Source organism: Mesorhizobium sp. M0106 (assembly GCF_040322715.1).
Lineage (GTDB): Bacteria > Pseudomonadota > Alphaproteobacteria > Rhizobiales > Rhizobiaceae > Mesorhizobium.
In genome coordinates, this window is the sequence record NZ_JAMYUA010000005.1 from 35,529 (window position 1) to 58,460 (window position 22,932).

At 59.1% G+C, this 22,932-nt stretch carries 23 protein-coding genes and 1 tRNA gene; 11 read left to right on the forward strand and 13 right to left on the reverse strand.

The window, feature by feature from the left end; translation table 11 throughout:
• The first annotated feature begins 148 nt into the window (after positions 1-148).
• From NKJ55_RS06960 to NKJ55_RS06975, 4 genes are all read left to right on the forward strand, one after another.
• On the forward strand, positions 149-616 hold the full coding sequence (locus NKJ55_RS06960) for a GNAT family N-acetyltransferase (protein WP_352449255.1): 468 nt from the start codon (positions 149-151) through the stop codon (positions 614-616).
• 39 nt (positions 617-655) lie between these two features.
• Positions 656-1,282, forward strand: a complete 627-nt coding sequence (locus NKJ55_RS06965) for a cupin domain-containing protein (protein WP_352449257.1) — start codon at positions 656-658, stop codon at positions 1,280-1,282.
• 590 nt (positions 1,283-1,872) lie between these two features.
• Complete coding sequence (locus NKJ55_RS06970) at positions 1,873-2,304, forward strand: YybH family protein (protein ID WP_352449258.1); 432 nt, start codon at positions 1,873-1,875, stop codon at positions 2,302-2,304.
• 726 nt (positions 2,305-3,030) lie between these two features.
• Positions 3,031-3,456, forward strand: a complete 426-nt coding sequence (locus tag NKJ55_RS06975; protein WP_023674443.1) for a hypothetical protein — start codon at positions 3,031-3,033, stop codon at positions 3,454-3,456.
• A 155-nt stretch (positions 3,457-3,611) separates the two neighbouring features.
• Here the strand turns inward: NKJ55_RS06975 and NKJ55_RS06980 are convergent, their stop codons facing one another.
• Positions 3,612-4,034, reverse strand: coding sequence for a CBS domain-containing protein (locus NKJ55_RS06980; protein WP_023674444.1), 423 nt, complete (start codon positions 4,032-4,034; stop codon positions 3,612-3,614).
• 722 nt (positions 4,035-4,756) lie between these two features.
• Here NKJ55_RS06980 and NKJ55_RS06985 point away from each other — a divergent pair.
• Both NKJ55_RS06985 and NKJ55_RS06990 read left to right on the forward strand, forming a co-directional pair.
• A complete protein-coding gene (locus NKJ55_RS06985) occupies positions 4,757-5,731 on the forward strand; it encodes a hypothetical protein (protein ID WP_352449259.1) in 975 nt (324 codons plus the stop codon).
• A gap of 636 nt (positions 5,732-6,367) precedes the next feature.
• Entirely contained in the window at positions 6,368-7,531 is a 1,164-nt protein-coding gene (locus NKJ55_RS06990) for a site-specific integrase (protein WP_352449260.1), read from the forward strand.
• Here NKJ55_RS06990 and NKJ55_RS06995 read toward each other — a convergent pair.
• Positions 7,528-7,716 (reverse strand): hypothetical protein, encoded by a 189-nt coding sequence (locus tag NKJ55_RS06995; RefSeq protein WP_352449261.1) that lies wholly within the window; start codon positions 7,714-7,716, stop codon positions 7,528-7,530. The two genes, NKJ55_RS06990 and NKJ55_RS06995, sit on opposite strands and share 4 nt — an antisense overlap.
• Positions 7,717-8,188: 472 nt before the next feature.
• Here NKJ55_RS06995 and NKJ55_RS07000 point away from each other — a divergent pair, with 472 nt between their 5' ends.
• Entirely contained in the window at positions 8,189-8,488 is a 300-nt protein-coding gene (locus NKJ55_RS07000; protein WP_352449262.1) for an HTH domain-containing protein, read from the forward strand.
• Positions 8,485-8,661 (forward strand): hypothetical protein, encoded by a 177-nt coding sequence (locus tag NKJ55_RS07005; RefSeq protein ID WP_352449263.1) that lies wholly within the window; start codon positions 8,485-8,487, stop codon positions 8,659-8,661. Before NKJ55_RS07000 ends, NKJ55_RS07005 begins: the two co-directional genes overlap by 4 nt.
• A 52-nt stretch (positions 8,662-8,713) precedes the next feature.
• Here the strand turns inward: NKJ55_RS07005 and NKJ55_RS07010 are convergent, their stop codons facing one another.
• From NKJ55_RS07010 to NKJ55_RS07055, 10 genes are all read right to left on the reverse strand, one after another.
• Positions 8,714-9,241 carry a hypothetical protein gene (locus NKJ55_RS07010; protein ID WP_352449264.1) on the reverse strand — a complete coding sequence of 176 codons (528 nt, stop codon included), beginning with the start codon at positions 9,239-9,241 and terminating at the stop codon, positions 8,714-8,716.
• 12 nt (positions 9,242-9,253) lie between these two features.
• Complete coding sequence (locus NKJ55_RS07015) at positions 9,254-9,967, reverse strand: hypothetical protein (RefSeq protein ID WP_352449265.1); 714 nt, start codon at positions 9,965-9,967, stop codon at positions 9,254-9,256.
• Between the two features lie 12 nt (positions 9,968-9,979).
• On the reverse strand, positions 9,980-10,360 hold the full coding sequence (locus NKJ55_RS07020) for a hypothetical protein (protein WP_352449266.1): 381 nt from the start codon (positions 10,358-10,360) through the stop codon (positions 9,980-9,982).
• Positions 10,360-10,884 (reverse strand): hypothetical protein, encoded by a 525-nt coding sequence (locus NKJ55_RS07025; RefSeq protein WP_352449267.1) that lies wholly within the window; start codon positions 10,882-10,884, stop codon positions 10,360-10,362. The genes NKJ55_RS07020 and NKJ55_RS07025 overlap by 1 nt, the downstream gene beginning before the upstream one ends.
• A 9-nt stretch (positions 10,885-10,893) precedes the next feature.
• Complete coding sequence (locus NKJ55_RS07030; RefSeq protein WP_352449268.1) at positions 10,894-12,336, reverse strand: terminase large subunit domain-containing protein; 1,443 nt, start codon at positions 12,334-12,336, stop codon at positions 10,894-10,896.
• Positions 12,333-12,728, reverse strand: coding sequence for a hypothetical protein (locus tag NKJ55_RS07035; RefSeq protein WP_352449269.1), 396 nt, complete (start codon positions 12,726-12,728; stop codon positions 12,333-12,335). The genes NKJ55_RS07030 and NKJ55_RS07035 overlap by 4 nt, the downstream gene beginning before the upstream one ends.
• 376 nt (positions 12,729-13,104) lie before the next feature.
• On the reverse strand, positions 13,105-15,378 hold the full coding sequence (locus NKJ55_RS07040; RefSeq protein ID WP_352449270.1) for a phage/plasmid primase, P4 family: 2,274 nt from the start codon (positions 15,376-15,378) through the stop codon (positions 13,105-13,107).
• A 4-nt stretch (positions 15,379-15,382) separates the two neighbouring features.
• On the reverse strand, positions 15,383-15,592 hold the full coding sequence (locus NKJ55_RS07045; RefSeq protein WP_352449271.1) for a hypothetical protein: 210 nt from the start codon (positions 15,590-15,592) through the stop codon (positions 15,383-15,385).
• A gap of 334 nt (positions 15,593-15,926) precedes the next feature.
• Positions 15,927-16,000, reverse strand: a tRNA-Gln gene (locus NKJ55_RS07050).
• A 119-nt stretch (positions 16,001-16,119) separates the two neighbouring features.
• Positions 16,120-17,052, reverse strand: a complete 933-nt coding sequence (locus NKJ55_RS07055) for a lysylphosphatidylglycerol synthase domain-containing protein (protein ID WP_352449272.1) — start codon at positions 17,050-17,052, stop codon at positions 16,120-16,122.
• 322 nt (positions 17,053-17,374) lie between these two features.
• On the opposite strand from NKJ55_RS07055, the gene NKJ55_RS07060 reads away from it, so the two are divergent.
• Positions 17,375-18,778, forward strand: coding sequence for a Ppx/GppA phosphatase family protein (locus tag NKJ55_RS07060; RefSeq protein ID WP_352449273.1), 1,404 nt, complete (start codon positions 17,375-17,377; stop codon positions 18,776-18,778).
• Positions 18,775-19,485, forward strand: a complete 711-nt coding sequence (locus NKJ55_RS07065; protein ID WP_254817516.1) for an RlmE family RNA methyltransferase — start codon at positions 18,775-18,777, stop codon at positions 19,483-19,485. Before NKJ55_RS07060 ends, NKJ55_RS07065 begins: the two co-directional genes overlap by 4 nt.
• 211 nt (positions 19,486-19,696) lie before the next feature.
• Here NKJ55_RS07065 and NKJ55_RS07070 read toward each other — a convergent pair whose 3' ends face one another.
• The gene (locus NKJ55_RS07070; RefSeq protein WP_352449274.1) at positions 19,697-21,118 is read right to left on the reverse strand and encodes an MFS transporter; all 1,422 of its coding nucleotides are present in this window, start codon (positions 21,116-21,118) and stop codon (positions 19,697-19,699) included.
• 294 nt (positions 21,119-21,412) lie between these two features.
• Here NKJ55_RS07070 and guaB point away from each other — a divergent pair, with 294 nt between their 5' ends.
• Positions 21,413-22,915 (forward strand): IMP dehydrogenase, encoded by a 1,503-nt coding sequence (gene guaB / locus NKJ55_RS07075; RefSeq protein WP_352449275.1) that lies wholly within the window; start codon positions 21,413-21,415, stop codon positions 22,913-22,915.
• The last annotated feature ends 17 nt before the right edge of the window (positions 22,916-22,932 follow it).

Below are 22,932 nucleotides of genomic sequence, written 5' to 3' on the forward strand. Positions count from 1 at the left end.
GTATTAGGTTAATTGCTACTATTTTTCGCCGGACACCGCGCGTTGTTGATACGGCCGCCCAGCATAGTGATCCGCGTTTATTATGATTCGTGAATTGAACTCAGTGAGAAAGAGTGGTTAATACTCTAGTACAAACAGGAGAACCGACATGTTACTCACTGTTCGCCCTGCCAAAAACCAGGAGTCCGCCTTCGCTTGGCCAATATACAACAGATATATTGGCGAAAATATCTTCGGGTTGAGCGGATCTAAATTAGATAAATCAGACTGGTTACTGCAAGAGGAGACGAAATTTCAAGATTACTGGAGCGCCGCAGACGCCTACATTATTGAAGTCGATGGATCGCCGGTAGGGTGGATTTCTACGTCGAAAGCCAACAACACTCTGACTATACAAAATGTATTCGTCGATGACGGGTGGCAAGACAAGGGCATCGGCGAAAAGTTGTTCTCGGAGATGATCCCAACTTGGAAGGCAGAAAGACGGGTTGTGGAAGTTCCCATCCTTATAACCGGCACTCTTAGCGAAGAGATCCAGCGCGGTCTCGAACGGCTTGGCTTCGAGGAGAGTGGTAGCGACGGCCTTGTCAGGATGATGAGGGTGAATTTCTCGTAGAATCTTAAATCGTTCGGCACTGTGAGGAGGAGATGTACTATGCAGATCGACAGCCCAGAACGTCGCTTTGACTTGTGCGATGTAGAGGTGGAGACCCTTAGGCGCGCTGCCACGGAACGGGACCTTGATTTCGATCCGGGTCGCCGTAGCTACACAGCGGCCGAGCTAAGCGCATACGGTTTGGTCCGCGAATCCTATAATTCGCAAGAACTTCGAGGGATGGGAATTACCAGCAAGAAGGTTGTCACCAGTTTTGATCCTGAAACTGCCCGTGCTCGGGATACTCTCTTGGTGGATGCTCCATTCGCGAACAAAATCCGCAAATGGCAGATTCCGGTGGATATATGTGAGTGGCGAACGATGATAACGGAATTTCCACCAGACTCGTTCGTTGAACCTCATGTTCATCCCGCCAACTCGGAAGAGGACCCGGGAGGAAGCCTCCGCACTATCCTGAAAGGATCTATATCCTATGCCGGACGTGTATTCGGACCAGGCGATTGGTTTTTTATCCCAAACGGTGTTCCGTATTCGTTTCGGTCTGACTTAGATCGCGACACGATTGTCCTCTACAGCTACGCATTTTTCGCTCCGGCGCAGGGCAACCGCTTCTCCTATCCGATGGAGATTGAGCACTACAGAGTCGGGACCGCAGCAGTCGCCTAGAGGGACCAGAGCCGGCGCGGGTATCTCCTCGCCGGCTTTGTCGTTGCTTGATTGCAGATCGGTTAGCCTTGGCATCGAGGTAGCCGTCGCGTCACTTGGATGACGGGGCGAGACTCGTGGGCCGACCTGATGCCCCGGGGCGCCCACGGACGTCTTTTTAACACGCGCCTAATCCTTGGTGGATAGATTTCACAGCGGGCGATTACGGTGACAGTGCACTATTTTCTTTTCGCCGCTGCCTCGTTTCCCGGGTTTCACGGCCTTGCCGATTTTCCCGGCGATGCTCCCTCGCCCCACGGGTGCATCGAAAATCGCGACATCGGCGACGCGGCAATACTCGATGAGCAGTTCTTGTGGAACCATAGTCTTCGGACGTGAAAACACTTTGGCTCACCCGTACGGTGCCGGGGGGATGCGACGGACCGGCAACGCCGGCAAGGTGCACGATGCGGCGAGGGCGACATGGTAAAAAGTGCACTCACCGTAATTCTGATCTATACTCCGGACACCAGCCCGAACGCCTGTGGCAAGGCGAAGGGCGGATGAAGCGCTTGATAGAGTTCTCTTTGTAGTCATGTGGCGATGTCAAGATGTTAGCCTCCGACCTGACGAAATTTATCGAGCAGAATCATCTGGCTCTGGATGCCTTCGTAAAGGGCGATCCTGAGCCCTTGAAAAACCTCTACTCGCGACAGGACGACGTCATTATTGCCAATCCCTTTGGCCCGCCGGCGAAGGGATGGAGAAAGGCCGCTGAGATCATGGAACGGGCCGCCACTAATTACCGGCACGGCAAGGCCATCGGCTTTGAGCGCATCTCGGAGTATGCGACAGCCGACTTGGGATACATCATCGAGGTCGAGCGGTTCCAATCCAAGGTCGGCGGTGGCAACAAACTGGTGCCGATTGCGCTTCGAGTCACCACCATATTCCGGCGCGAGGAAGGCGCGTGGAGGATCCTCCTTCGTCATGCCGATCCGATAACCTCGGCACGCCCGCCGACGTCCATTGTCGGGGAGTAGAAGGTTGCCGGAGAGGTTTAGGAATTACGGTGACAGTGCACCATTTTTCTTTTCGCCGCCTGCCTCGTTTTCCGGGTTCTCACGGCTTTGCCGATTTGCTCGCCGATACTCTCGGCCCACGGGCGCATTGAAAAACCGCGACATCGGCGACGCGGCAATACTCGATCAGCAGGAACATATAGTCTTCGAACGTGAAAACACTTTGGCTCGCCCGTACGGTGCTGGGGATGCGGCAGACCGGGAACGCGGGCTAGGTGCACCATGCGGCGGAGGCGACATGGTAAAAGTGCACTGTCACCGTAATTCATCCTTAGCGGCCAATTTCCCGCGTCGCATCAACAATCTAGGTCATTTTCGGTTTCGCTTTAGGCAGCGCGGCCAGCAAGAGCTGGTGCTGTTTCTTCTTTCTCTTCGACGTGAGGGCTCACCCATTCGTCGGTTATCACGCGGCTGACCAAGGTGCCCGGCACCGCTTTTCTCAAGGCACGCAGCAAAAAGTATCTAACCCGCTCGGACAGTCAAGAGGTGTGGCAGGCAGGCCATGCGCAGCCAGCCGCAGCGAGCCGCCAAGACGCGCGAAGCACTTCGGCGGTGTAGGACAGCGGCACGCCAGAACGCGCGCAGGCCAGGCGTTGGCTTGCCCAATTGTGTTTTGACTATTTGGCTGAACGGGCGCGTAAAATATCAGGTTCGCCCGGTCGGGCAAACTAACTCAGGGAGGATGGTATGAAGATGAATCGACGTAATGCTCTCGCCCTTGGTGCCACCTCGTTGGCGGCCCCGCTATTGGTCGCAAAGCCCATTCCGGTAGCGGCCAAGACCTACGGTCCGACTGATGGCAAAGAGATTTTTCCCGGCGTTCGGCTCGTCGAACTGGGAACACGAGACTCCCATATCAAGGGGTACAAGAAAATTGCCATGGAAGACGTCGTCTACCAGCCAAAGGCAACTAGCCCGCTCGGGGATGTCATGGCCGACGATATGGTCTGCACGGTCACTGAAGGCGAGCTGCAGGTCACGGCCGGAGACATGCAGTTCACGGCCAAGGAGGGTGACGTATGGAGCTGCGGCAAGGGTAGCACGAAGGAGGCTGCTACGAACAACGGAACAGCGGTCGCAGTGATGCGGGTGATTAACCTGAAGGCTGCATAAAGTTACCCACACTCTGGCGACTGCAGACGCTCCAGCCGGCTTCGGCCGGCGGGCTTTTCCGGTGCGCCACGGCCTCGATGACCGGACATTTCTGCCGGCGCGCTGTGGCCAGCGCGGCGGCAGACTGAGGCCTTAGCGCACGGGCGAGCCGCCCTTCAGTGGTGGTGGGCGGAAACGCTCTTGACGTATTCGGACACCAGTTCCCTCGGTGCCGACTGACTGACGTCGCCGACGCTAAGGATGCCGACCATCCGCATATTCTTGTTGATCACCGGCAACCTGCGGATTTTCAGTTCTTCCATGTGCCGTACGGCCTTGGCCAGATCGTCGTCTTCGCGGCAGCAGTGAATGCCGGCCGTCATAACATCGCGCGCCGTTGCGATGCGGCCGTCGAAACCATCTTCTGCCAGTCCGTTGCAGACAATATCGCGGTCGGTCACCATTCCGATCAGTCGGTCGTTCTCTCCAATGGGAATCGACCCGATATCCTGGGCTCGCATCATTTTCGCCAGTTCGGTGACAGCGGTTTCGGGGCTGACCCAGTCGACACCCTTATGCATTGCGTCTTTGACTTTCATGGCGGACCTCCCTTGCTGGGTTGGTGAATGTCCCCTGTCCCATTCTAACGCGGACGGGGTTTGGCTGCCAGAGGTCATCATCCAGACCCGCATTTTGCGGTGGTTGTCATGCGGAATTACGGTGACAGTGCACTTTTTACCCATGTCGCTCCCGCCGCATGGTGCACCTTGCCCGCGTTCCCGGTCTGCCGCATCCCCCAGCATCGATAACCGCAACATCGGCGATGCGGCAATATTCGATGAGCGGTCCTTGTGGAACGCATAGTCTTCGGACGTGAAAACACTTTGGCTCGCCTGTACGGTGCTGCGGCAGACCGGGAACGCGGGCAAGGTGCACCATGCGGCGGGGCGAACATGGTAAAAAGTGCACCGTCACCGTAATTCCGGTGCACTATTTTCTTTTCGCCGCCTGGCTCGTTTCCGGGTTTCGCGGCTTTGCCGATTTGTCCGGCGATGCTCTCGGCCCACGGGTGCATCGAAAAACCGCAACATCGGCGACGCGGCAATACTCGGTGAGCAGTTCTTGCGGAACATATATTCTGGCAGACCGGGAACGCGGGCAAGGTGCACCATGCTGCTGAGGCGGCGGCATGGCAAAAAGTGCACTGTCACCGTAATTCACTGCCGAAGCAGGAATTGATATAAACCGTGGGAATCGCGAGGCCGCCCTTGCGGGGGTGACGCCGGCGCTGCATCCTGACCAGAAGGCCCGGGGGGACACCGTGAACCTATCGAGCAGCGCAGCGAAAGGGCGAGCCGTCCTGACGCGAACCTGGAACCGAATTCGGTTCTGGTGCAGCTTTCCTTTTGCTCGCCTCGGTTTTTGGCTTCGGGAACGCAAGCGCTACAATGCGATGTTCCCGCGACGCTGGCTGAGTCCTGCCCAGATCATTGACCACGACCTCGAACTTGTAGACGATGATGATGTCGGCAAGCTGGATCGATCGTTGCTGGATTTGCTTGTTGCCAGAAGGGATCATCTTAAGTCGTCAAGTGGGAAATTCACCATTTTAAATATATCACTTTTTACCTTTTTGGTTGCGAACTACTTTCACCTAGGAACCGATGTTAGCGTCTATGGAATTTCTATTAAAAGCTCTCCAGGTGTTGCGGAATCTCTTCTCGCTATATCAAGCACGCTCGGAATATACGCGGCCACCCTCCAGGCCAACATAGCAATCGTCGACGGGGCTATAGCCCACCTTCTCAAGCGGATTTTTCCTCGGGGTATACTCAATGTTATGCAGTCAGCTTTGATTCCAGAGACTGCCATCGGGAAATACTTTCCATCGAATATACCACATCTGGTTTTTACAGGTTTTCATTCGGCTGCTTCCAAATATTTCGTATATTTTTATTTGATGTTGTTGATTGTAATAATAGCATGCGTGTACGCAATAAGTATGCTTCTGATGAAGGAAATATGGATTGCGTCATCTCTTGGAGTTTACAGTAAGATAATCGTTGTCTATGTCTTTATTTGCGGTATTTTTGGCGCAATGTTTCTATTGCTAACCAGGTTTCCTTCTCCATACCGAGATTATTCGGTGCTCCACAAGATGCAAATTGCAGAACAACTATGGCCGGATCAGGCATCGGACCTTCGACAACAGCTTTACGGGGCCAAAATCGAGGACCGGGCCGATTTAGAACGTCGAGGATACATCAAGCCTTACAAGATGCCAGAAGGAGCTTGAATACGAGCGGGGCGGCCCCGTCTTGCCACAAGAGCCTGCCTACGATCCGTCACTCCATACCGGAATACGATTGATTCCCAGCCGGCGGATACGAAGGCCGACAGCCTCGCGCTTGGTCGCGGAAAATGGCTCCACTTCCAGCCTGCCGTGATCCTTGCCGTCTTCGCATTTTCATTCGGTAAGCCAGCGAGTCGATGTCCACATCGCCAAAAATCTGGATCAGATCATCGGGGAAATAATTGTAGAGCTCTTGCAGTAGCCGCAGCGGATGCGGACCAGCCGCCTGCCGTCGTTCAAATTGGGATAGCGGCTAACAGTGTGGCGTGTCGCGGCACGAAATTGCAGGAAACGAAAAATCCCGATCGCCATAAGTCTCTGATTTGCCTTGTTGGCTGGGGAACCTGGATTCGAACCAGGACTAACGGAGTCAGAGTCCTCGCAACTCCGTTGTTTTTTCTATATTTTATGCCAGTTTTGTTGCAGATCGGTTGCAATTCCCGAAAGTGGGGAGCTTGTCGTCAATAGTAGGTAATGATTGAGGAATCCAGACGCCGATCATCTTATCAGCATTTCACCGTTGTTATGTTGCAATGAAATCCGTTAGTGTGCTTCTGCAACACACAGGAGAACAGTGCAATGTCAGTGCGGCAGCGTAAGGGAACAGACAAGTGGTGCCACGACTACTTCGACGGCGATGGCAAGCGTCACCAAATGCTGTATCGGACGAAGCGTGAAGCGAAGGAGGCCGAAGCCAAAATCGGGGTGGAATTAAAGGGCAACATTCACGTCGCAGACCCCAGCTCGATCACGGTGAGAGAGGCGGGTGTGTCCTGGCTGAAGGCGTGCGACAAGCTGGAGCGCTCGACCCGCGACCAGTACAAGGGGCACTTGGAGAACCACATCTATCCCAACATTGGTAAGACGAAGCTGAGCAAGATAGGCGTGCCGTTCGTCTATGAGTTTCTGGACAAGCTTCGCGAGCAGGGCCTTTCCGAGCCGATGGTGCGCGCTGTCAGGGTAAGCCTCGGGGCGCTGCTGTCGAATGCCCAGAAGCATAGAAATGTCGTCTTCAATGCCGTGAAGGAAATGGGCCGCGACAGCAAGCCAAAGGATGGCCGACATAAAAAGCGTCTCAAGGTGGGCGTCGATATCCCGACCACTGCAGAAGTGAGGCTCATCATAGCCGCAGCTAAAGAGGGGAGAGCACGTGTGTTCCTCCGCGTCGCTGCTATGACTGGCATGCGTGCCAGCGAGTTGCGCGGGCTGACATGGGACGCCATTGACCTTGCGAAGGGCACGGTTGATGTCAGTCAGCGCGCCGATGCCTACGGAAAGCTTGGCTCACCCAAGTCTGCCAGTGGTATTCGAACGCTGCCACTCACCCCGAACCTCATTGCTGAGCTGCGCGAGTGGAAGCTCGCCTGCACGTCGCGCGTCTTCGTCTTTCCCAGCATAACGGGCAAGAAGACAGGCGGCATCATGAATCACTCCAACATCATCAAGGACTGGCTCCACCCTGCTCAAATCAGCGCTGGGGTGACTGTGAGCACCGGCGAGCTTGATGGCGATGGCAATCCCATCGTGGCGCCAAAGTACACGGGCCTGCACGCGCTGCGCCACTACTATGCGTCGCACTGCATCAATTCGAAGGACGACGGTGGGCTTGGTCTTGACCAAAAGGTTGTTCAGGAGCGACTAGGGCATTCGTCTATCGTGATGACAATGGACGTTTATGGCCACCTGTTCCCCAAGGGCAATGCAGCCGCTGAACTCGCTGCCATGGACGCTGCGCTTTACTAGTGGTTGGTTGGCTCATCCCACAAGCTGGGGATGCTTTTCAGTTGATCCTCAATTTCAAGGACAGCCTTCCTCAAGATCACCCTTTCTTCGGGCCATAGGCTGTGCAACGTCCGAAGCTCAGCGACGGCCGCTTCGAACTTCTTGATTATCTTTTCTGCGCGCTGATTGTCCGTCATTTTGGCCATGGCACTAGGCTCTCCGTTTGCCACCCTTCTAGCCGCTAGTGCTTAATGTGAGATTTAGGGGCTTGATCGGCCAAAGCCCTCGCCTGTAGCGCGACAAGCATGCGCTTCGCCCCAAGTGTGTGGGCGGCGCGAAGCTTGCTGCTGTGCGGGGCCCTAGTGCGAGGAGTAAAGCGCATAGGCTGCTGCTAAATACGAGAGTGCGAGCATCACGTAGGAAATTTGAACGGGCGTCATCTGGGGCGAATCCTTGTTGAAGATGACCCTCTACATACTCTTCCTTTTGGCGCTCATTGCCAGTTATCTGCAAGAGTCCCCACCAAAACGACATTGATACCCGCGTTTCACAGCTAACTTGTGTACAGCCAAGGGCTTGACACGTTTTCCATAGACAACTGCCAGTCGCTCTACCAACTAGGAATGTTGTCCTAGTCTGTTTTTCGTCCATCAAGGACTTTCAGACAGGAGACATCACATGCCCAAGAGCAAAGACGTAGCAGCCGATAAGCCGCAGACCAAAAAGGCCCGCGTGCAGGAAATGCTGAATGCCGGTGCTGTTAGCGTCGCAGAGATCGCGGAGCAGCTGTCGATCAGCCGGCAGGCCGCCTACTCATTGATCGGCGACGTGAAGCGCAGCGGCGTTGAAATTGCCGGTGTCATGAAGGACGGTGCGATGCGCTACAGCGTTACTGCCCCAAAGCGCGCAAAGGCCAAGACGCTCGCCTTTGGCAAGGGAGCGAGCGTCAGCGCTGCCCCATCGGAGGGGAAGGAATGACGATTCAGCAACTAATCGACGCGCTGACCGCCATTCGCGATGCGACAGGCGGCGACATAGAAGTCCGCATGGGAAGTAAATGGCGGTCGCATTCCGTGGCTGAGGCCCAGGTTGTCTTTCAGGAGGCAAACGCCTTCGAACCATACGTGCTGATCATCGCCGAAGCCAACTGACTCGGGTAACGATGGGGCGCTGGGCGACAGCTCCGCGCCCCCGTTGCTGATATCAGCCTCGCAGCTTGTTGATCCTCTGGGTGAACTTGCCCGCCGTTGGCGCGCTGCGCTTCTGCCGGTAGCCCACCCCATCATCGGATTCCAGAAAGCTAGCGACGACCCTCTCCACCGGGAACCCACCGTAGGCTGACGTAGCTATCACGACCGCGCCGCTGCCGTCGTCTGACGCCTGCACCACAAACTTGTTCCGCTGCTGGAGCAGTGCTGCCACACCTTCCTGTAGCCCCGGCTTGATACCTGCTTTGGCAATTTCAGAGGCGAGCGAGCGCTCTACGGTCTCCCTATCCCGCTTGGCTTTCGCATGCCCGGCGGAAAGGCGTTCGATCTCGGTTGAAAGGCGATCCATTTCCCCCTCATACCATGCCTTCAGCTCGCGCCCTTCGTCGTTCAGGATGAAGCGGTCTGGGTACTTGGGATGGACGCGATAAGCTTCCTTGAAGTCGTCGGGCACGTCGTCCATCGAGTTGACCAACACTGGCATGCTGAACTGGCCATGTTCGTCCACGTACGGCTTTGCCATGGTCGTTCTCCCTTATGCCGCTTCCCGGTAGAGGGCTTGCAGTTCCTCACGCGCCTTCATCGCGGCTTCAGCAAGCGTAATGGCTGGCGAGTTCGCGACGCGTTCGACGAAGCCAACGAATGCATCGCCCTGCGCCTCAGCCAGTGCCAGCGCCTTTTTTAGGCGACGTGACCGCTCATACTGGGCAGCGAAGAACTGGCTCCGGTAACGATGCCGCACAATTCCCATGTAGCCGGGTGTCAGGCCCGAGAGATAGGGCGGCCAGCGCAGAACGGCACCCAGCACTGTCTTGTTCTGCGTCTTGAACGCGTCGTTGATAGCCGCCTTGCGCTGGGCCTCCGTCATCGTCTTGAATGCGGCGCGGAACTCAGCTTCAACGGATGCAGTGACCGGAGACAACGCCGGAGCCGCTGTGTCCTTCTCGAACTGTTCCAGTCCGCCAGCGATTCTCGCCCGGGCGGCATCGAGTTTCGTTGCCACGGCGGCGGACGACGACAGCGCGTGGTTTCGAACTTGCAGAAGTCCGACTTCAGGCACCTGCGTTCTGTCGCGCATTGTCACGTCAGCGAACTTCACGATGCGTTGCGCCGCCTCGCGAGCCGCTTTGATCGAGTTGGCGAGGTCATCCAGATCGTCGTCCTCGACCTTTTCGCGGCTGACAGGATCGACAGCGTGAAACTGTTCGATCAGCCTTTCATCGACTGACACAGGTGCATTGACTGCCATGGATTTTCTCCTTCACACTTTTCTATTTTCGACTACGAGCAAGTGGTAGCTGACCGTCGCAACGGCCGGCCTGATCTCGATGAATCCGACGCCGGTAAACTGCCGTCTGCGGGGTGCCAACATGACCCTCGCAATGTCGCCATCACGACTCATGTACTCGCCGCGATTTCCATCGACCCACACTTTGTCGCCCGAATTGAAAACAGGTGTTTCTATCGGGATTAGCCCTTCCGTGTTCCGCTGGTAGCTGCTGTATGTTCCGTACATGTTTTTGCGGACCAACTTTGCCTCACGTCTCCCGCTCGGGTTGCTGAGAAACCCGCTCACGACCCAGCGAAGCTGTCCTGATCCTGCTACGGACAGGGCAACGATGTCGCCGACCGCTACGGTCATCAGATTTCCTCCGCGCGCGCTATGCGGCCCTGCGCTTGCGAAAAATCGATGGGCGGCAAGCCGGCGCGGTCACGCTGCACCAACAACGCGAATTGCCAACGCCACAAAATGAGGTGGTCTGAGCCGCCGCTGTCGCTATCATATTGCACCGCGACGAACAGGTCGTTGAAGCCCGACGCTTTGACCAGCATCTTGCCGTCATGCGTCTCCATGAAGGGGTGAACTTCTGCCGTAGCGGGCACCGCGAAATGGAGCGTGTCCTGTTTCACAAGCGACACCGAACCTTTCAGGTACCCAGCTGACGTGTAACCCACTTCAAAGTCGTTGCGCTGCCAACCCTTCCGGATGTCGGATTGGGGACGCAGTGTGAACAGCAAGTTGGGCGTGCCATTCCAGTCAATAGCGCGAATCAGGAAAAAGTGACGGCCCTTGCCGAGAGCGCGTTCGTATGCGCCTTCCTCGACCGCATAGCCGATGATCCATTTGTGCTTACGCCTTGATGTTATGATGTCGCCGCTGCGCATGTTCTGTTCTCACATCGGAATGGCTATGGTGAAGGTCTTCGTCTGACGCCGAGCCTGTGCGATCACTGCCAGGCACCCAGCGACGGCGTTCGCCACGTCGTCATGCGCTTCGGCTTTGTGATCGATTGTTTCGCGCCCCGCGCTGGTCACGCGGCGCTGAAGACCGACGAGCTGCGCGACCATCTTCCCGTGGTCCAGCAATTGAATGCTGTGGCTGTTCAACATCGGCAGGAAGTTGAGGAATAGTTCGGTCTTGGTCATTGGCGACCGCAGGTATCGGATGCCATGCCGCTCAAAGGCAGCGGTCACCCATTCACCACCGTAAGCATCGCCATAGACGCTGTCGCAGCCGTAGGATTTCAGGATAGCCGAAAACTTGGCGACAACTTCTTCAGGCTTAAACGGCGGCTTCGCTTCCTCAAGCCGATCCAAAACAATCAGATCCTTGCCCAGTTGCTGATCGTCTAAGCCGTCATGACCGATACCCAATGTGAAGCTGTCACTTGACCCGCCGCTAGGGTCACAGAAGCCCGTGTAGGGCCGCCGGTGGTTATTTGGCAGGATGACCGCCAGTGCCGCAACTACGCAGGCCTGCACTGTTTCAAGGCTCACAAAGGCCTCAAGATCATTCCTGAATTCGCCCAAATATTCGGCGCGCGCTTTGGCTTCATCCTTTTCCAGCGCGCGATCAACGACACGCTGCGCCAATGATGGATTGAAGGTGCGGCTCGCGCCCCTCGCGACCAGGATAAGGGGATCACCGTTTGGACCGAAGTCGCGCTCGACGGCTTGAAACACTTCACCCGACTTTGCGTGCGGCGAGCTAATCGCAATCAGCGGTCCAGATGTCGTCGCGAGCGAAGGGCGCACCGCATTCAAGATCTCCGTATCGGTGTTCGCGCTATTTTCCTCGGACTGGAAAAACGCCAGTTCGTCGAAAATTGCGCCGATACTGGTGACGCCGCGCAGCCCGCGCCATGACGCGGCGCGCACTTCCAGTTCAATGCCGGTCTTGAGCTTGATGACATCGGCGCTGACGTTCTCCACCATCTCCCGGAACAGGGGTAGGTCGGTGAAGGTCGACCGCGCATAGCCGAAAGCGATGCCGGCCTGTTTGGCGTTATAGGCCATGTACAGGAGCTTGCCGGTTTCACCGGGAACCAGCTTGTCGCTCCAGTCACAGAGTCCGGCTAGGTAGGTGCTCAGGACGCTCATCGCCCTCGTCTTGCCGCCACGGCGTCCGACGATGCCCCAGAACTCCTCGACAGGGGACAGCGGTTCGTGGTGGCGCTTCGTCAGTTGCGTGAAGAGCGATCGTTCTTCGTCCGTGAGCGGTTCGCCCATCAAGGCGATCAGGAGCATCCGCCATGCCTGCCAGCTGTCGCCTTCGAGGATGGTCCCGAACAGGTCCGGGTCGGCAAGGGCTTCGCGCATGGAGATGAGAGGCTTCATGCTGCGCCCTGCCGCTTGGACGCCAAGTGGTCTTCGATGGTCTTGGGCGGCTTGGCTGCTCGCTTCAGGCCCAGCGACTCCAGTAGGCGGCGAAGCGAGTTGGCCGATGTCTGGTACTTCATGAGGTCATCAGTGTTGACCGTGCCCTCGTTGGCGAACTGCACTTCCATCTGTTCCAGTGCGAGGGCAATGTGCGCGGCACTCTTGATGATAATGTACTGGCTCTGGGCGATAGCGTCGGGGCCGCCCAGATCAGCCACGTGCTGCGCGATGACGTCATACAGGCGCTTGGACCATGCCGTCCGGCCATCGACCCCAGGCAACAGGGCGCTGCCGTTTGCGACGCCGCTTTTGCCTTTTGTCTTCTTAGGGACTGGATAGGGTGTGCCCACTATGCATCTGCCGTGTAGTTTGCCTGTGGATTGAAGTAGTGCAAATGCCTAGGGCGCACTGCAACTGAAGTGCAACTGGAACTTTTTGCTGTTATTTTCGGGAATAGTTAGAAACACTTAGCGGCGACTGGCACAACACTTGAGGATGAGTAGTATTCTAGTGCAGCTGGAACTTTAGCCCGAACGGCATCAGCAAGAAAAAGTGCCGGTTCATCGGATGTTCTTTGTCTCCGAACAACAGGGGTGACGCCGCCCTGCTGTGCCGGGGGTGTAGGGGGATTTCTCTTCTCTATGCGTAGGGAAAGTTAAAACGCAAAAAAATTTGCGCCGCCTATATAAAAAGAGGTTGCGCTTTACCCCTGCACCCCCGGCACAGCTAAAACGGGATTTCAGGATCAATCATATCGGCTGAGGGCATGTATCCCGCGTCCTTGTAGAGCATAGCCGCTTGGTTGGGCGTCACCTTGCCGCCCGTTGGAACCATGTCTGTCAGCGTGATGCCCGCGAAGTAGGGAACAAACTTTCCCTCGGGGTTGCGATGTCGCCTTGGCTTGACGCCGATGTGCAATCCGAGCAGGTCGGAAGCAAAGGTTGAATCAGCCATCGAGTGGTGTCCATGGTCCTTCGCCCACTCGTTGAAGCGATCATACAGCATGCTTTTCGATATTTCGTATTCTCGATCAACTGCGCACATGTCGGACACGAAACGCTTCACAGTGCCCGCATTCTCATCCATCTGGTCGAGGTACTCCAAGCCTGACTCGGGCTGCAGGAAGCGTCCACGCTGCTTGAGGCGTTTGTACCCATCTAGCCATATGTTGATGATGCCCGGCATCTCAGCGATTAGCTCGTCGGTGAGCGTTAGGTTCTCGCGCCCAAAGAAGCTCTCGGTGAAGCTGATGACAATGAAGCGCGTGATAACGACGCCAGTCGGGTCAGTTAGCTTTGGCGGGCCGTTCGAGATGAGGACGATGCATGTCGGAAGCAATCCGTTCCAGTGCCCCTTGTACATGCGTCGGATTGATTGAGGGTCTTGGCCTGTGATGGAGAGTATGTTCTCCACCGTGTGACTGCCCTTTCCTGTGCCGCGTTGATCAGCGATCACAGCAACCGTCTTCCCGATGAGATTTTCCGCGCCAAACGTCTCGCTGAAGTCGTGCAGCTTGGGATTGATGAACCTGCCCGGACCGACCGCCACTCGTAGGAGGCGTCCGATAGTGCTTTTGCCGCTGCGCTTGTCGCCAATTAGAGCGAACGCTTTCTGGAGTGACCTGTCGCTCGTGATGCAATAGCCGCATATCTCCTCAATGCAGGGTGCCGACCCCGCGTCCTCGGGGAATATGTCCACCATGAAGCGCTGCCATGTTGGTGACTTGGCGTCGGGGTCGTAGTCGCAGTCCACGCCATGCAGAGTGAACAGGCGCTGGTCGGGCTTCATCAACTGCCACGTGTTGAGATTGAACACGCCATTCCGGAACGGGATCAAGTCACTAGGCTTGGGTTCTTTGCCGGTAGGGTTGATCCAAAAGGGCGTCTCGGCCAAGTTTGATAGCTGCATGACGCCAGCAAGTGCGGACAGCACATCAGCCACGAGGTTACGGGTTGCGGCGAGCGGCGTGATGCCCTTCTGCGTCTTCACCTTCTGCTGCTCAAGCCACGGATACAGACGCCCCTTCAATTCCTCCTGATCGACTTTTGTCCACCAACTGCCGTCCCACTGGTAGAAGTCGCTCCGCCAGTGCCATGTATCGTTGAGCGTTTTGCTGAAGGCACGAGCGACGTGAATCGGCTCGCTAGATGAAAGTATGCCCCGCTCTTCCTCGGGGCGCATGTCTACCCACGAGCGCAGCGTGTCAGGGCTGATGTTGAGCGATTCAGCCAGCTTCGGGATGCCTGTACATTTGCGTCCGCTTTTGAGGCGTTCCACGGTGTATCGAAGACGGCTGATAGATTTCTCAATTGCCGCCGGATCGTCACCGCACTTGGTAGCTACGATGCGGATCAGCTTTTCAACTTCCGCCTCCGTCCAACCGTGCGTTAGCAAAGCGCCAGGCACGCGAAGGCCAAGCACATTGCGCAGCCCATCCTGCCAGTGCCGCATAATCAGGGAGGCAAGGGCGAGGCGCTGGACGCGCTGTAGCAGCTCGGCACCGTCAACTTCCGGCAGCTCGCCATCCTCTGCCCAGCTGAGGCGTTCGCCGCAGGGGTGGACGGACGGCGGAAACATTGTCTGCCCACCTGTCGATCGAAGCTCGACCAGCATCCCGTCCTTTTTGCCGGTGTAGTTGAACGGCACAGTTGCGGGCACGTCCGCCCTGTAGAGCCAGTGTGCGTCGGGCGTAGCAGGACGGCCGAAGCGCTTGTCAGTTTGCGGCAGGAAGATTGGCGCAAGCTCAATCGCCTCAGCGCTGTCTAGATCAACGTCCACGAGGTTGCCGGACGGCGCTCCGAGCAGCACGCCGACATTGGAATTGTTGCCGGTGAAGGCCTTATCGACATCGACCTTATCAAGCGTCTTCTTTTCCCAGTTCTTTTCGAGCGGCGCCTTAGTCTGATGCTGGTAGGCAATCGGCACCCATCCGACACCCATATATCTGCGCGCCGATGACCGGGTGCCATCAATGTCGATGGTGGCTGACTGCTGTGCCATCTGCTCACGCGTTCTCTTTTTCGAGGAGCCACGCGAGGAGTGCTTTGCGGCTGGCGACGTAGCCGCCGACGACCTTCTTCACAGGGAATTCTCTGGGGTATCGAGTGAACAGGTACTCGACGGCACGGGCATCACGATTGATGATTTTGCCAATCGCTGGGGTGCCCCAAACGATGTCGTGGTCTTCGTCCTGCTTGATGTGGGTTCCTGCCATTGTCGGCTCTCCGAAAGAGCGCCGACTGGCATGATTCCATATAAGTGGGATTGAGACAGGCGGCGCGGGTTGTGTTCGCGTCAGTATGATTTTTGGTCCCCGGGCGGGACCCCTGTCTATCGCCCATTTACGCACAGTTAACTAACGCTCGCAAGCGCAGTGTTGCGGCATCGTTAACGGCGGAGAACCAGCGCTTTGTTGCAGGATCAGTTGCAGGGACGTTGCGTGCCAGTGCGGCCCCTTGTTGTTTTTATTGGCTTTTAGTTGCAAGCCATTGCAACACGGCGGTTTCATCGGATGGCGCGAAAAGCGTAGTAATTAGAAGGAGTTAGTGTGGCTGGGGAACCTGGATTCGAACCAGGACTAACGGAGTCAGAGTCCGTGGGTCTACCGTTAACCTATTCCCCAGCAGGCGCGGTTGTTGAAAACCGCGCGGGCAGGGCGGCGATGTCGCCGCGCGTGCCTTGTAGCCGCCGCCGGAAAATAGTCAACCCTGTGTCTGGGTTCAATCGTCGGCTTCCGGCGCTTCAACTCTCGCTGCGGCTATATTGCGAGTGCTCGAAGAACAGCACCACGCCGAGCGCGATCAGCAGCGGGATGATCAGGTAGAACAGCCGGAACACCAGCAGCGCCGCCAGCACGCCGACCTGGTCCATATGCGACAAGCCCGCAAGGAACACCACCTCGAAGACGCCGAGCCCGCCCGGCGCATGTGAAATCTGCGCGATCGAGAACGACACCAGGAACACGCCGAGCACGACGAAATAGCCGGGATTGCCCGCGGCGGGCAGGGCGAAGAAGATGATCGCCGCCGCCGCCAGCAGCTCGATCGGGCCGACCAGCAATTGCCGCGCCACGATCGGCAACGCCGGATAATGCAGCTGAAAGCTGCCGATCCTGAGTGGTCTCAGATGCAGCCAACTGCCGAATATGTAGGTCGCCACCACGAGCAGCATGGCGAGCCCTGCTGCTTGCGACAGCCGGTGATGCGGTATGCCGGAAAAACGATCGATCACCTCGGGCTCGAGCAGCAGGACGATGCTTGAGACGAACAGCGTCGACAGCACGAAGGTGATCCAGCAGATCGCCACCAGAATGCCGACATCCTGCCCGGTCAGGCCCTTGGTGCCGTAGGCGCGGTAGCGGATCACCGCACCGGAAAACACCGAGCCGCCGATGTTGTGCGACAGCGCGTAGGTGGTGAACGAGCAGAAGGTGACGAACAGCCACGATACTTTCTTGCCGATGTGCAGCAGCGCGATGTGGTCGTAGCCGGCGAGCGAGGCATAGGCGACGACCGAGCTCAGCGCCGCCAGCACCCAGCCGCGCGCAGGGATGGCGATTATGCCGGCCCAGACATCGTCAAGCGAGATGCCGCGCAATTCGTGCAGCAGCAGCCACAGCGAGAACACCACCGCGGCGATGCCGATGACGGGCCAGAAATAGCGCCTCCAGTTCATGGCATGACGATCATGCGTTGCAGCCCGTACCCGTTTTCGCAGCAGGCAAACCGCCCGCGTTGCCGAATGATTTACCCTCCATTTCAGAAATGCCTCATTGAAGCCGGCTATTCAACCGGGAAGGCGCGTTGTGGCGCTCGCGCCTTCCCTTCTCTCAAGGGGACAAGGGGTCACCGACGTCGCCGCCTTCACGCCTCCGGCAAAATTCGCCGCGAGCGCTCTTGGTGATCCGGCCCGGCGCTGATAGTCTGGCGACAACTTGAACATGTAAAAGCGCCTGCTGCGTCCGATCTCGGTTCGCGCGGCGCCGGAAGGAACGACAGTGGAAGACCACGACGCCGGCGCTGGCGCGCCGGAAGTGGGCGTGTCCAGGGGTTCGCCGACGCCGTCCGGCCAGGCAAGCCCATCCACCGGACGCTACGGCCGTCAGGTGCAACCCTGGTCCGGCAATGGACAGGCTGGCGACACGTCCCACGATTACAAGGGTCAGAACGGCCCGCATCAGAACGGCAAACCCAAGAAACGGCGCAAGCGCCGGCGCGGGCGCAAGGTTTTCGCACGCGACGAGGCTCGTCCGGTGATATCAGGCACTTCGGTGCCCGTCGCCAACGAGGCCCCGGCCGCGCGCCTACCCCAGCCAGCGGCTTCGATCGCTTCCCCGTCTTCGCTCGCGCAATTGCCTCCAGCCTCGCCAAGGCCGGAGCAAGGTGCCCGCACATCGCCGCCGCTGCAGGAATTGCCGGTGTTTGCCGCGCTCGATCTCGGCACCAACAATTGCCGCCTGCTGGTCGCGGTGCCGACGCGCCATGGCCAGTTCCGCGTTATCGATGCCTTCTCGCGCATCGTCAGGCTGGGCGAGGGCCTTACCGCCAATGGCCGGCTCGGCGACGCCGCAATGGACCGCGCGGTCGAGGCGCTGAAGATCTGCGGTGACAAATTGCGCAACCGCAAGGTCAGGAAGGCAAGGCTGATCGCCACCGAGGCCTGCCGGACCGCCGCCAACGGCGTCGAGTTCCTCGAGCGCGTCGAGCGCGAGGCCGGCCTGCGGCTCGAGATCATCGACCGCCAGACCGAGGCGCGGCTGGCGGTGTCGGGCTGCGGCTCGCTGGTCGAGCGCGACACGCAAGGCGTCGTGCTGTTCGACATCGGCGGCGGCTCGTCCGAAATCGCGCTGATCGACCTCACCGGCCACCGCTCGCCAAGGCTCGCCAACCACATCGTCTCGTGGACCTCGCTGCCGGTCGGCGTCGTTTCGCTGGCCGAGCGTTTTGGCGGCCGCACGGTGACGCGCGAGATCTTTGGCGCCATGGTCGACGATGTCGCAGTGCGGCTGCGCGCCTTCGACGGGCGCGACCGGCTGAGCCACCTCCTGTCCAGCCCGAAATTCCATTTGCTCGGCACCTCGGGCACGGTGACGACGCTGGCCGGCGTCCATCTCGATCTCGAACGCTATGACCGCCGCCGCGTCGACGGGCTGTGGATGGATCGCGACAGCGTCGACCGCATGGTCGAAAAACTGGTCGGCTGGGATTTCCAGCAACGCGTCGCCAACCCTTGCATCGGCGCCGACCGCGCCGACCTGGTTCTGGCCGGCTGCGCCATATTGGAGGCGATCCGCGCCGTCTGGCCGTCGGAGCGGCTGCGTGTCGCCGACCGCGGCCTGCGCGAGGGCATATTGAGCGAATTGATGGCCGATGACGGCGTCTGGCGGCGAGGCCGGCAATGACCAAGAAACCGGAAAGACCGAGCTCCGCCGGCATTCGCGTGCTGAAGACGAAGATCAAGAAGAAAAGCGGCTTGAAGGAATCGTCGCGCCGCTGGTTGCAGCGCCACATCAACGATCCCTATGTCCAGCGCTCGAAGGCCGACGGCTATCGTTCGCGCGCCGCCTACAAGCTGATCGAGATCGACGACAAGCACCATCTGCTCAAGCCAGGCATGAAGGTGATCGACCTTGGTGCGGCGCCCGGCGGCTGGTGCCAGGTCGCCGCCGCGCGTACCAAGTCGACCGCGGAACACCCTAACGTCGTCGGCATCGACTATCTCGAGATGGACGCCGTGCCGGGCGCGCCGGTGCTGCTGATGGATTTCCTCGATCCGCAGGCACCCGAAAAGCTGGCCGAGACGCTGGGCGGCCAGCCCGACATCGTGCTCTCCGACATGGCCGCACCCACCACCGGCCACAAGCGGACCGACCACATCCGCACCATGCATTTGTGCGAGGTGGCGGCCGATTTCGCGCTGTCGGTGCTGAAGCCGGGCGGACATTTCCTCGCCAAGACTTTTCAGGGCGGCGCCGAAAACGAATTGCTGGCCAGGCTGAAACGGAATTTCCGCTCGGTCCATCACGTCAAGCCGCCAGCCTCGCGCGACGAATCGGTGGAGCTTTATTTATTGGCGAAGGATTTTAAGGGCGGAAACGGCACAGCGTAAATTCGCTCTGTAGCGATCCTTCGCACCCCCCTCCGTCCTGCCGGACATCTCCCCCTCAAGGGGGGAGATCGGATGTCATCGCGGCCTTCGCAAACCTTCGACCGTGAAGAGTGAGTGCAGTGCCGAAGCTGCCAATCTCCCTCCTTGAGGGGGAGATGGCCGGCAGGCCAGAGGGGGGTGCTGTCCCGCCGGCGCTGGAGGGCGCCACTCCTCAACTCCCCGGCGGGCTCACCGGCTCCAGCGTCTTCGGCGGCGTCAACCTGCCATGTCCCGACACGGCATTGCCGGCGTCCGGCGCCAGCCGCATGAACGACAGCGAGGCTGCCGCCGATACCGCCGCTACGATGAAGAAGGCGGTGTGGAAGTCGCTCAGCGTCAGCGGGCCGCCATGGATATTGGTCGACACTTCCAGGATGCCGCCGGCCAGCGCCACACCGAGTGCGATCGCCAACTGCTGGAACACCGCCGTGATCGGCGTCGCCTTGCTGGTGTCGGCGGCCGAAATCTCGGCGTAGGCAAGCGCGTTGATGCCGGTGAAGAACATCGACCGGATGAAGCCCCCGGCGAGCAGCATGGCGAGGATCAGCCCATAGGGCGTGTCGGGTGTGAACAGGCCGTTGATGGCGATGGACGCGGCAGCGATGAGCGAGCCTGAAATCAGTACCCGGCGGAAGCCGGCGACCCTGAAGATCAGCGCGGTGACGAATTTCATGCCTATGGCGCCGATTGCCGAGACGAAGGTGATCATGCCGGACTGGAACGGCGTCAGCCCGAAACCGATCTGGAACATCAGCGGCAACAGGAAAGGTACGGCACCAATGCCGATGCGGAACAGTCCGCCGCCGAGCACCGACGAGCGGAACACCCGATTGCGAAACAGCTCGAGCGCCAGCAGCGGGTTCTTGGCGCGGCGCGCGTGCAGCAGGTAAAGCACCGCCGATGCCAGCCCGACGGCAACGGTGATAAAGCCGGCAACTGGCGGCAGAGCCGGCAGGCTGACCACCGACAGGCCGAACACGATGCCCGATGCCGCCAGCCCACTCAGCACGAAACCGGTGAAATCGAGCGGCGGCGTCTGCGCGGCGTCGGTCCTCGGCAGGAAACGCGTGGCCAGCCAGATGCCGATCAGCCCGATCGGCACATTGATCAGAAAAATCCAGTGCCAGGAAAAATAGGTCGTGATGAAGCCGCCAACCGGCGGGCCGACCAGGGGGCCGACCAGAGCCGGGACAGTCAGCCACGACATGGCGGCGACGAGTTCGCTTTTCGGCGTCGCGCGTACCAGCACCAGGCGTCCGACCGGCGTCATCATGGCGCCGCCAATGCCTTGCAGGAAACGTGACACCACGAAAGCCGGCAGCGAATTGGAAATGGCGCACGCGACCGAACCGACGATGAACACGGCGATCGCGGCACGGAAGACATTCTTGGCGCCGAAGCGGTCGGCCATCCAGCCGCTTATCGGAATGAAGATCGCCAGCGATACCAGATAGGCGGTCAGCGCCAGCTTGAGCGCGATCGGGCTGGTGTGGATGTCGATGGCGATCGCCGGCAACGATGTCGCAATGACGGTCGAATCCATGTTTTCCATGAATAGAGCGACCGCCAGGATAAGCGGAATGGTGCGGTTCACGATGGATCCGGCCTTGAAATGTGCGTCGCGATTGCTTGCCGGCCTTGGGGCCAAACCGACAGGTAGGGCGGTTATCATGGCTTGGCCCGGATGTCGCATTAATTTGCTGTCACGTTTGTGCGACCGCAAGTCTCGCAGCCCCTGGGGCAAAATGCAGCTTCGCCACTACACAACCATCGGCTTTTCAACGGCCACGGGACGTGTTACGAGCCAGCGCCAATCCTGAAAGGGAAGAAGACGAGTCGGCGCTGTCCATCCAGGGCGAGCGCCTTTCCTGCATTCCGAGGGCTGGCCATGGCAAAAATCATCGAGACGTCCACCGGCGCATTGGCGCTGACCTTTGACGACGTGCTGCTGCAGCCGGGTCATTCCGAGGTCATGCCCGGCGAGACCGACATCCGCACCCGCATCGCCGGCGACATCGACCTCAACGTGCCGATCCTGTCGGCCGCCATGGACACGGTTACCGAGGCGCGGCTCGCCATCGCCATGGCCCAGGCCGGCGGCATTGGCGTCATCCACCGCAATTTCTCGCCGGCCGAACAGGCCGAGCAGGTGCGGCAGGTGAAGAAATTCGAATCCGGCATGGTGGTCAACCCGGTCACCATCGGTCCCGAGGCGACGCTTGCCGATGCGCTGGGTCTGATGCGCACCTACAGCATTTCGGGCATTCCGGTGGTCGAGAACGGCGGCACCGGCGGCCACACGGTCGGCCGGCTCGTCGGCATCCTGACCAACCGCGACGTCCGCTTCGCGTCCGATCCGGCGCAAAAGGTCTATGAGCTGATGACCCGCGAGAACCTGATCACGGTCAAGGAGAACGTCGATCAGGACGAGGCCAAGCGGCTGCTCCATCAGCACCGCATCGAGAAGCTTGTTGTGGTCGATCGGGACGGCAATTGCGTCGGGCTGATCACGGTCAAGGACATCGAGAAGTCGCAGCTCAACCCGCACGCCACCAAGGATGCGCAGGGGCGCTTGCGCGCCGCCGCCGCCACCAGCGTCGGCGATGACGGTTTCGAACGGGCCGAGCGCCTCATCGATGCCGGTGTCGACCTTCTGGTGATCGACACCGCGCACGGTCATTCGCAGCGCGTTCTGGATGCGGTGAGGCGGGCCAAGAAGCTGTCCAACTCGGTACGCATCCTGGCCGGCAACGTCGCCACCGCGGAAGGCACCTTGGCGCTGATCGATGCCGGCGCCGACGCGGTCAAGGTCGGCATCGGACCAGGCTCCATCTGCACCACCCGCATCGTCGCCGGCGTCGGCGTGCCGCAGCTCTCGGCGATCATGTCGGCGGTCGAGACGGCGCAGAAATCCGGCGTTTCGGTCATTGCCGATGGCGGCATCAAATATTCGGGCGATCTCGCCAAGGCACTGGCCGCCGGCGCAAGTGCTGCGATGATCGGCTCGCTGCTGGCCGGCACGGACGAGAGCCCGGGCGAGGTCTATCTGCACCAGGGCCGCTCCTTCAAAGCCTATCGCGGCATGGGCTCGGTCGGCGCGATGGCACGCGGCTCCGCCGATCGTTACTTCCAGGCCGAGGTGCGCGACACGCTGAAACTGGTCCCGGAAGGCATTGAAGGGCAGGTTCCGTACAAAGGACCTGTGTCCGGCGTGCTGCACCAGCTTGCGGGCGGCCTGAAAGCCGCTATGGGTTATGTCGGTGGCCGCGACCTTGCCGATTTCCGCGAGCGCGCCACTTTTGTGCGGATATCCAATGCCGGACTTCGTGAAAGCCACGCCCATGACGTCACGATTACCCGCGAAAGCCCGAATTATCCTGGCGGAGCCTGATCGCCATGCGCTTTGGC

Coding starts and splice junctions, on each gene's coding strand:
- NKJ55_RS07015 (WP_352449265.1), bottom strand. CDS start 9,967: ATGGCAGTCAATGCACCTGTGTCAGTCGATGAAAGGCTGATCGAACAG.
- guaB (WP_352449275.1), top strand. CDS start 21,413: ATGGCAAAAATCATCGAGACGTCCACCGGCGCATTGGCGCTGACCTTT.
- NKJ55_RS07005 (WP_352449263.1), top strand. CDS start 8,485: ATGACGATTCAGCAACTAATCGACGCGCTGACCGCCATTCGCGATGCG.
- NKJ55_RS06960 (WP_352449255.1), top strand. CDS start 149: ATGTTACTCACTGTTCGCCCTGCCAAAAACCAGGAGTCCGCCTTCGCT.
- NKJ55_RS07055 (WP_352449272.1), bottom strand. CDS start 17,052: ATGAACTGGAGGCGCTATTTCTGGCCCGTCATCGGCATCGCCGCGGTG.
- NKJ55_RS07000 (WP_352449262.1), top strand. CDS start 8,189: ATGCCCAAGAGCAAAGACGTAGCAGCCGATAAGCCGCAGACCAAAAAG.
- NKJ55_RS07025 (WP_352449267.1), bottom strand. CDS start 10,884: ATGCGCAGCGGCGACATCATAACATCAAGGCGTAAGCACAAATGGATC.
- NKJ55_RS06980 (WP_023674444.1), bottom strand. CDS start 4,034: ATGAAAGTCAAAGACGCAATGCATAAGGGTGTCGACTGGGTCAGCCCC.
- NKJ55_RS07020 (WP_352449266.1), bottom strand. CDS start 10,360: ATGACCGTAGCGGTCGGCGACATCGTTGCCCTGTCCGTAGCAGGATCA.
- NKJ55_RS06995 (WP_352449261.1), bottom strand. CDS start 7,716: ATGGCCAAAATGACGGACAATCAGCGCGCAGAAAAGATAATCAAGAAG.
- NKJ55_RS06975 (WP_023674443.1), top strand. CDS start 3,031: ATGAAGATGAATCGACGTAATGCTCTCGCCCTTGGTGCCACCTCGTTG.
- NKJ55_RS06970 (WP_352449258.1), top strand. CDS start 1,873: ATGTTAGCCTCCGACCTGACGAAATTTATCGAGCAGAATCATCTGGCT.
- NKJ55_RS07065 (WP_254817516.1), top strand. CDS start 18,775: ATGACCAAGAAACCGGAAAGACCGAGCTCCGCCGGCATTCGCGTGCTG.
- NKJ55_RS06965 (WP_352449257.1), top strand. CDS start 656: ATGCAGATCGACAGCCCAGAACGTCGCTTTGACTTGTGCGATGTAGAG.
- NKJ55_RS07040 (WP_352449270.1), bottom strand. CDS start 15,378: ATGGCACAGCAGTCAGCCACCATCGACATTGATGGCACCCGGTCATCG.
- NKJ55_RS07010 (WP_352449264.1), bottom strand. CDS start 9,241: ATGGCAAAGCCGTACGTGGACGAACATGGCCAGTTCAGCATGCCAGTG.
- NKJ55_RS07045 (WP_352449271.1), bottom strand. CDS start 15,592: ATGGCAGGAACCCACATCAAGCAGGACGAAGACCACGACATCGTTTGG.
- NKJ55_RS06990 (WP_352449260.1), top strand. CDS start 6,368: ATGTCAGTGCGGCAGCGTAAGGGAACAGACAAGTGGTGCCACGACTAC.
- NKJ55_RS07030 (WP_352449268.1), bottom strand. CDS start 12,336: ATGAAGCCTCTCATCTCCATGCGCGAAGCCCTTGCCGACCCGGACCTG.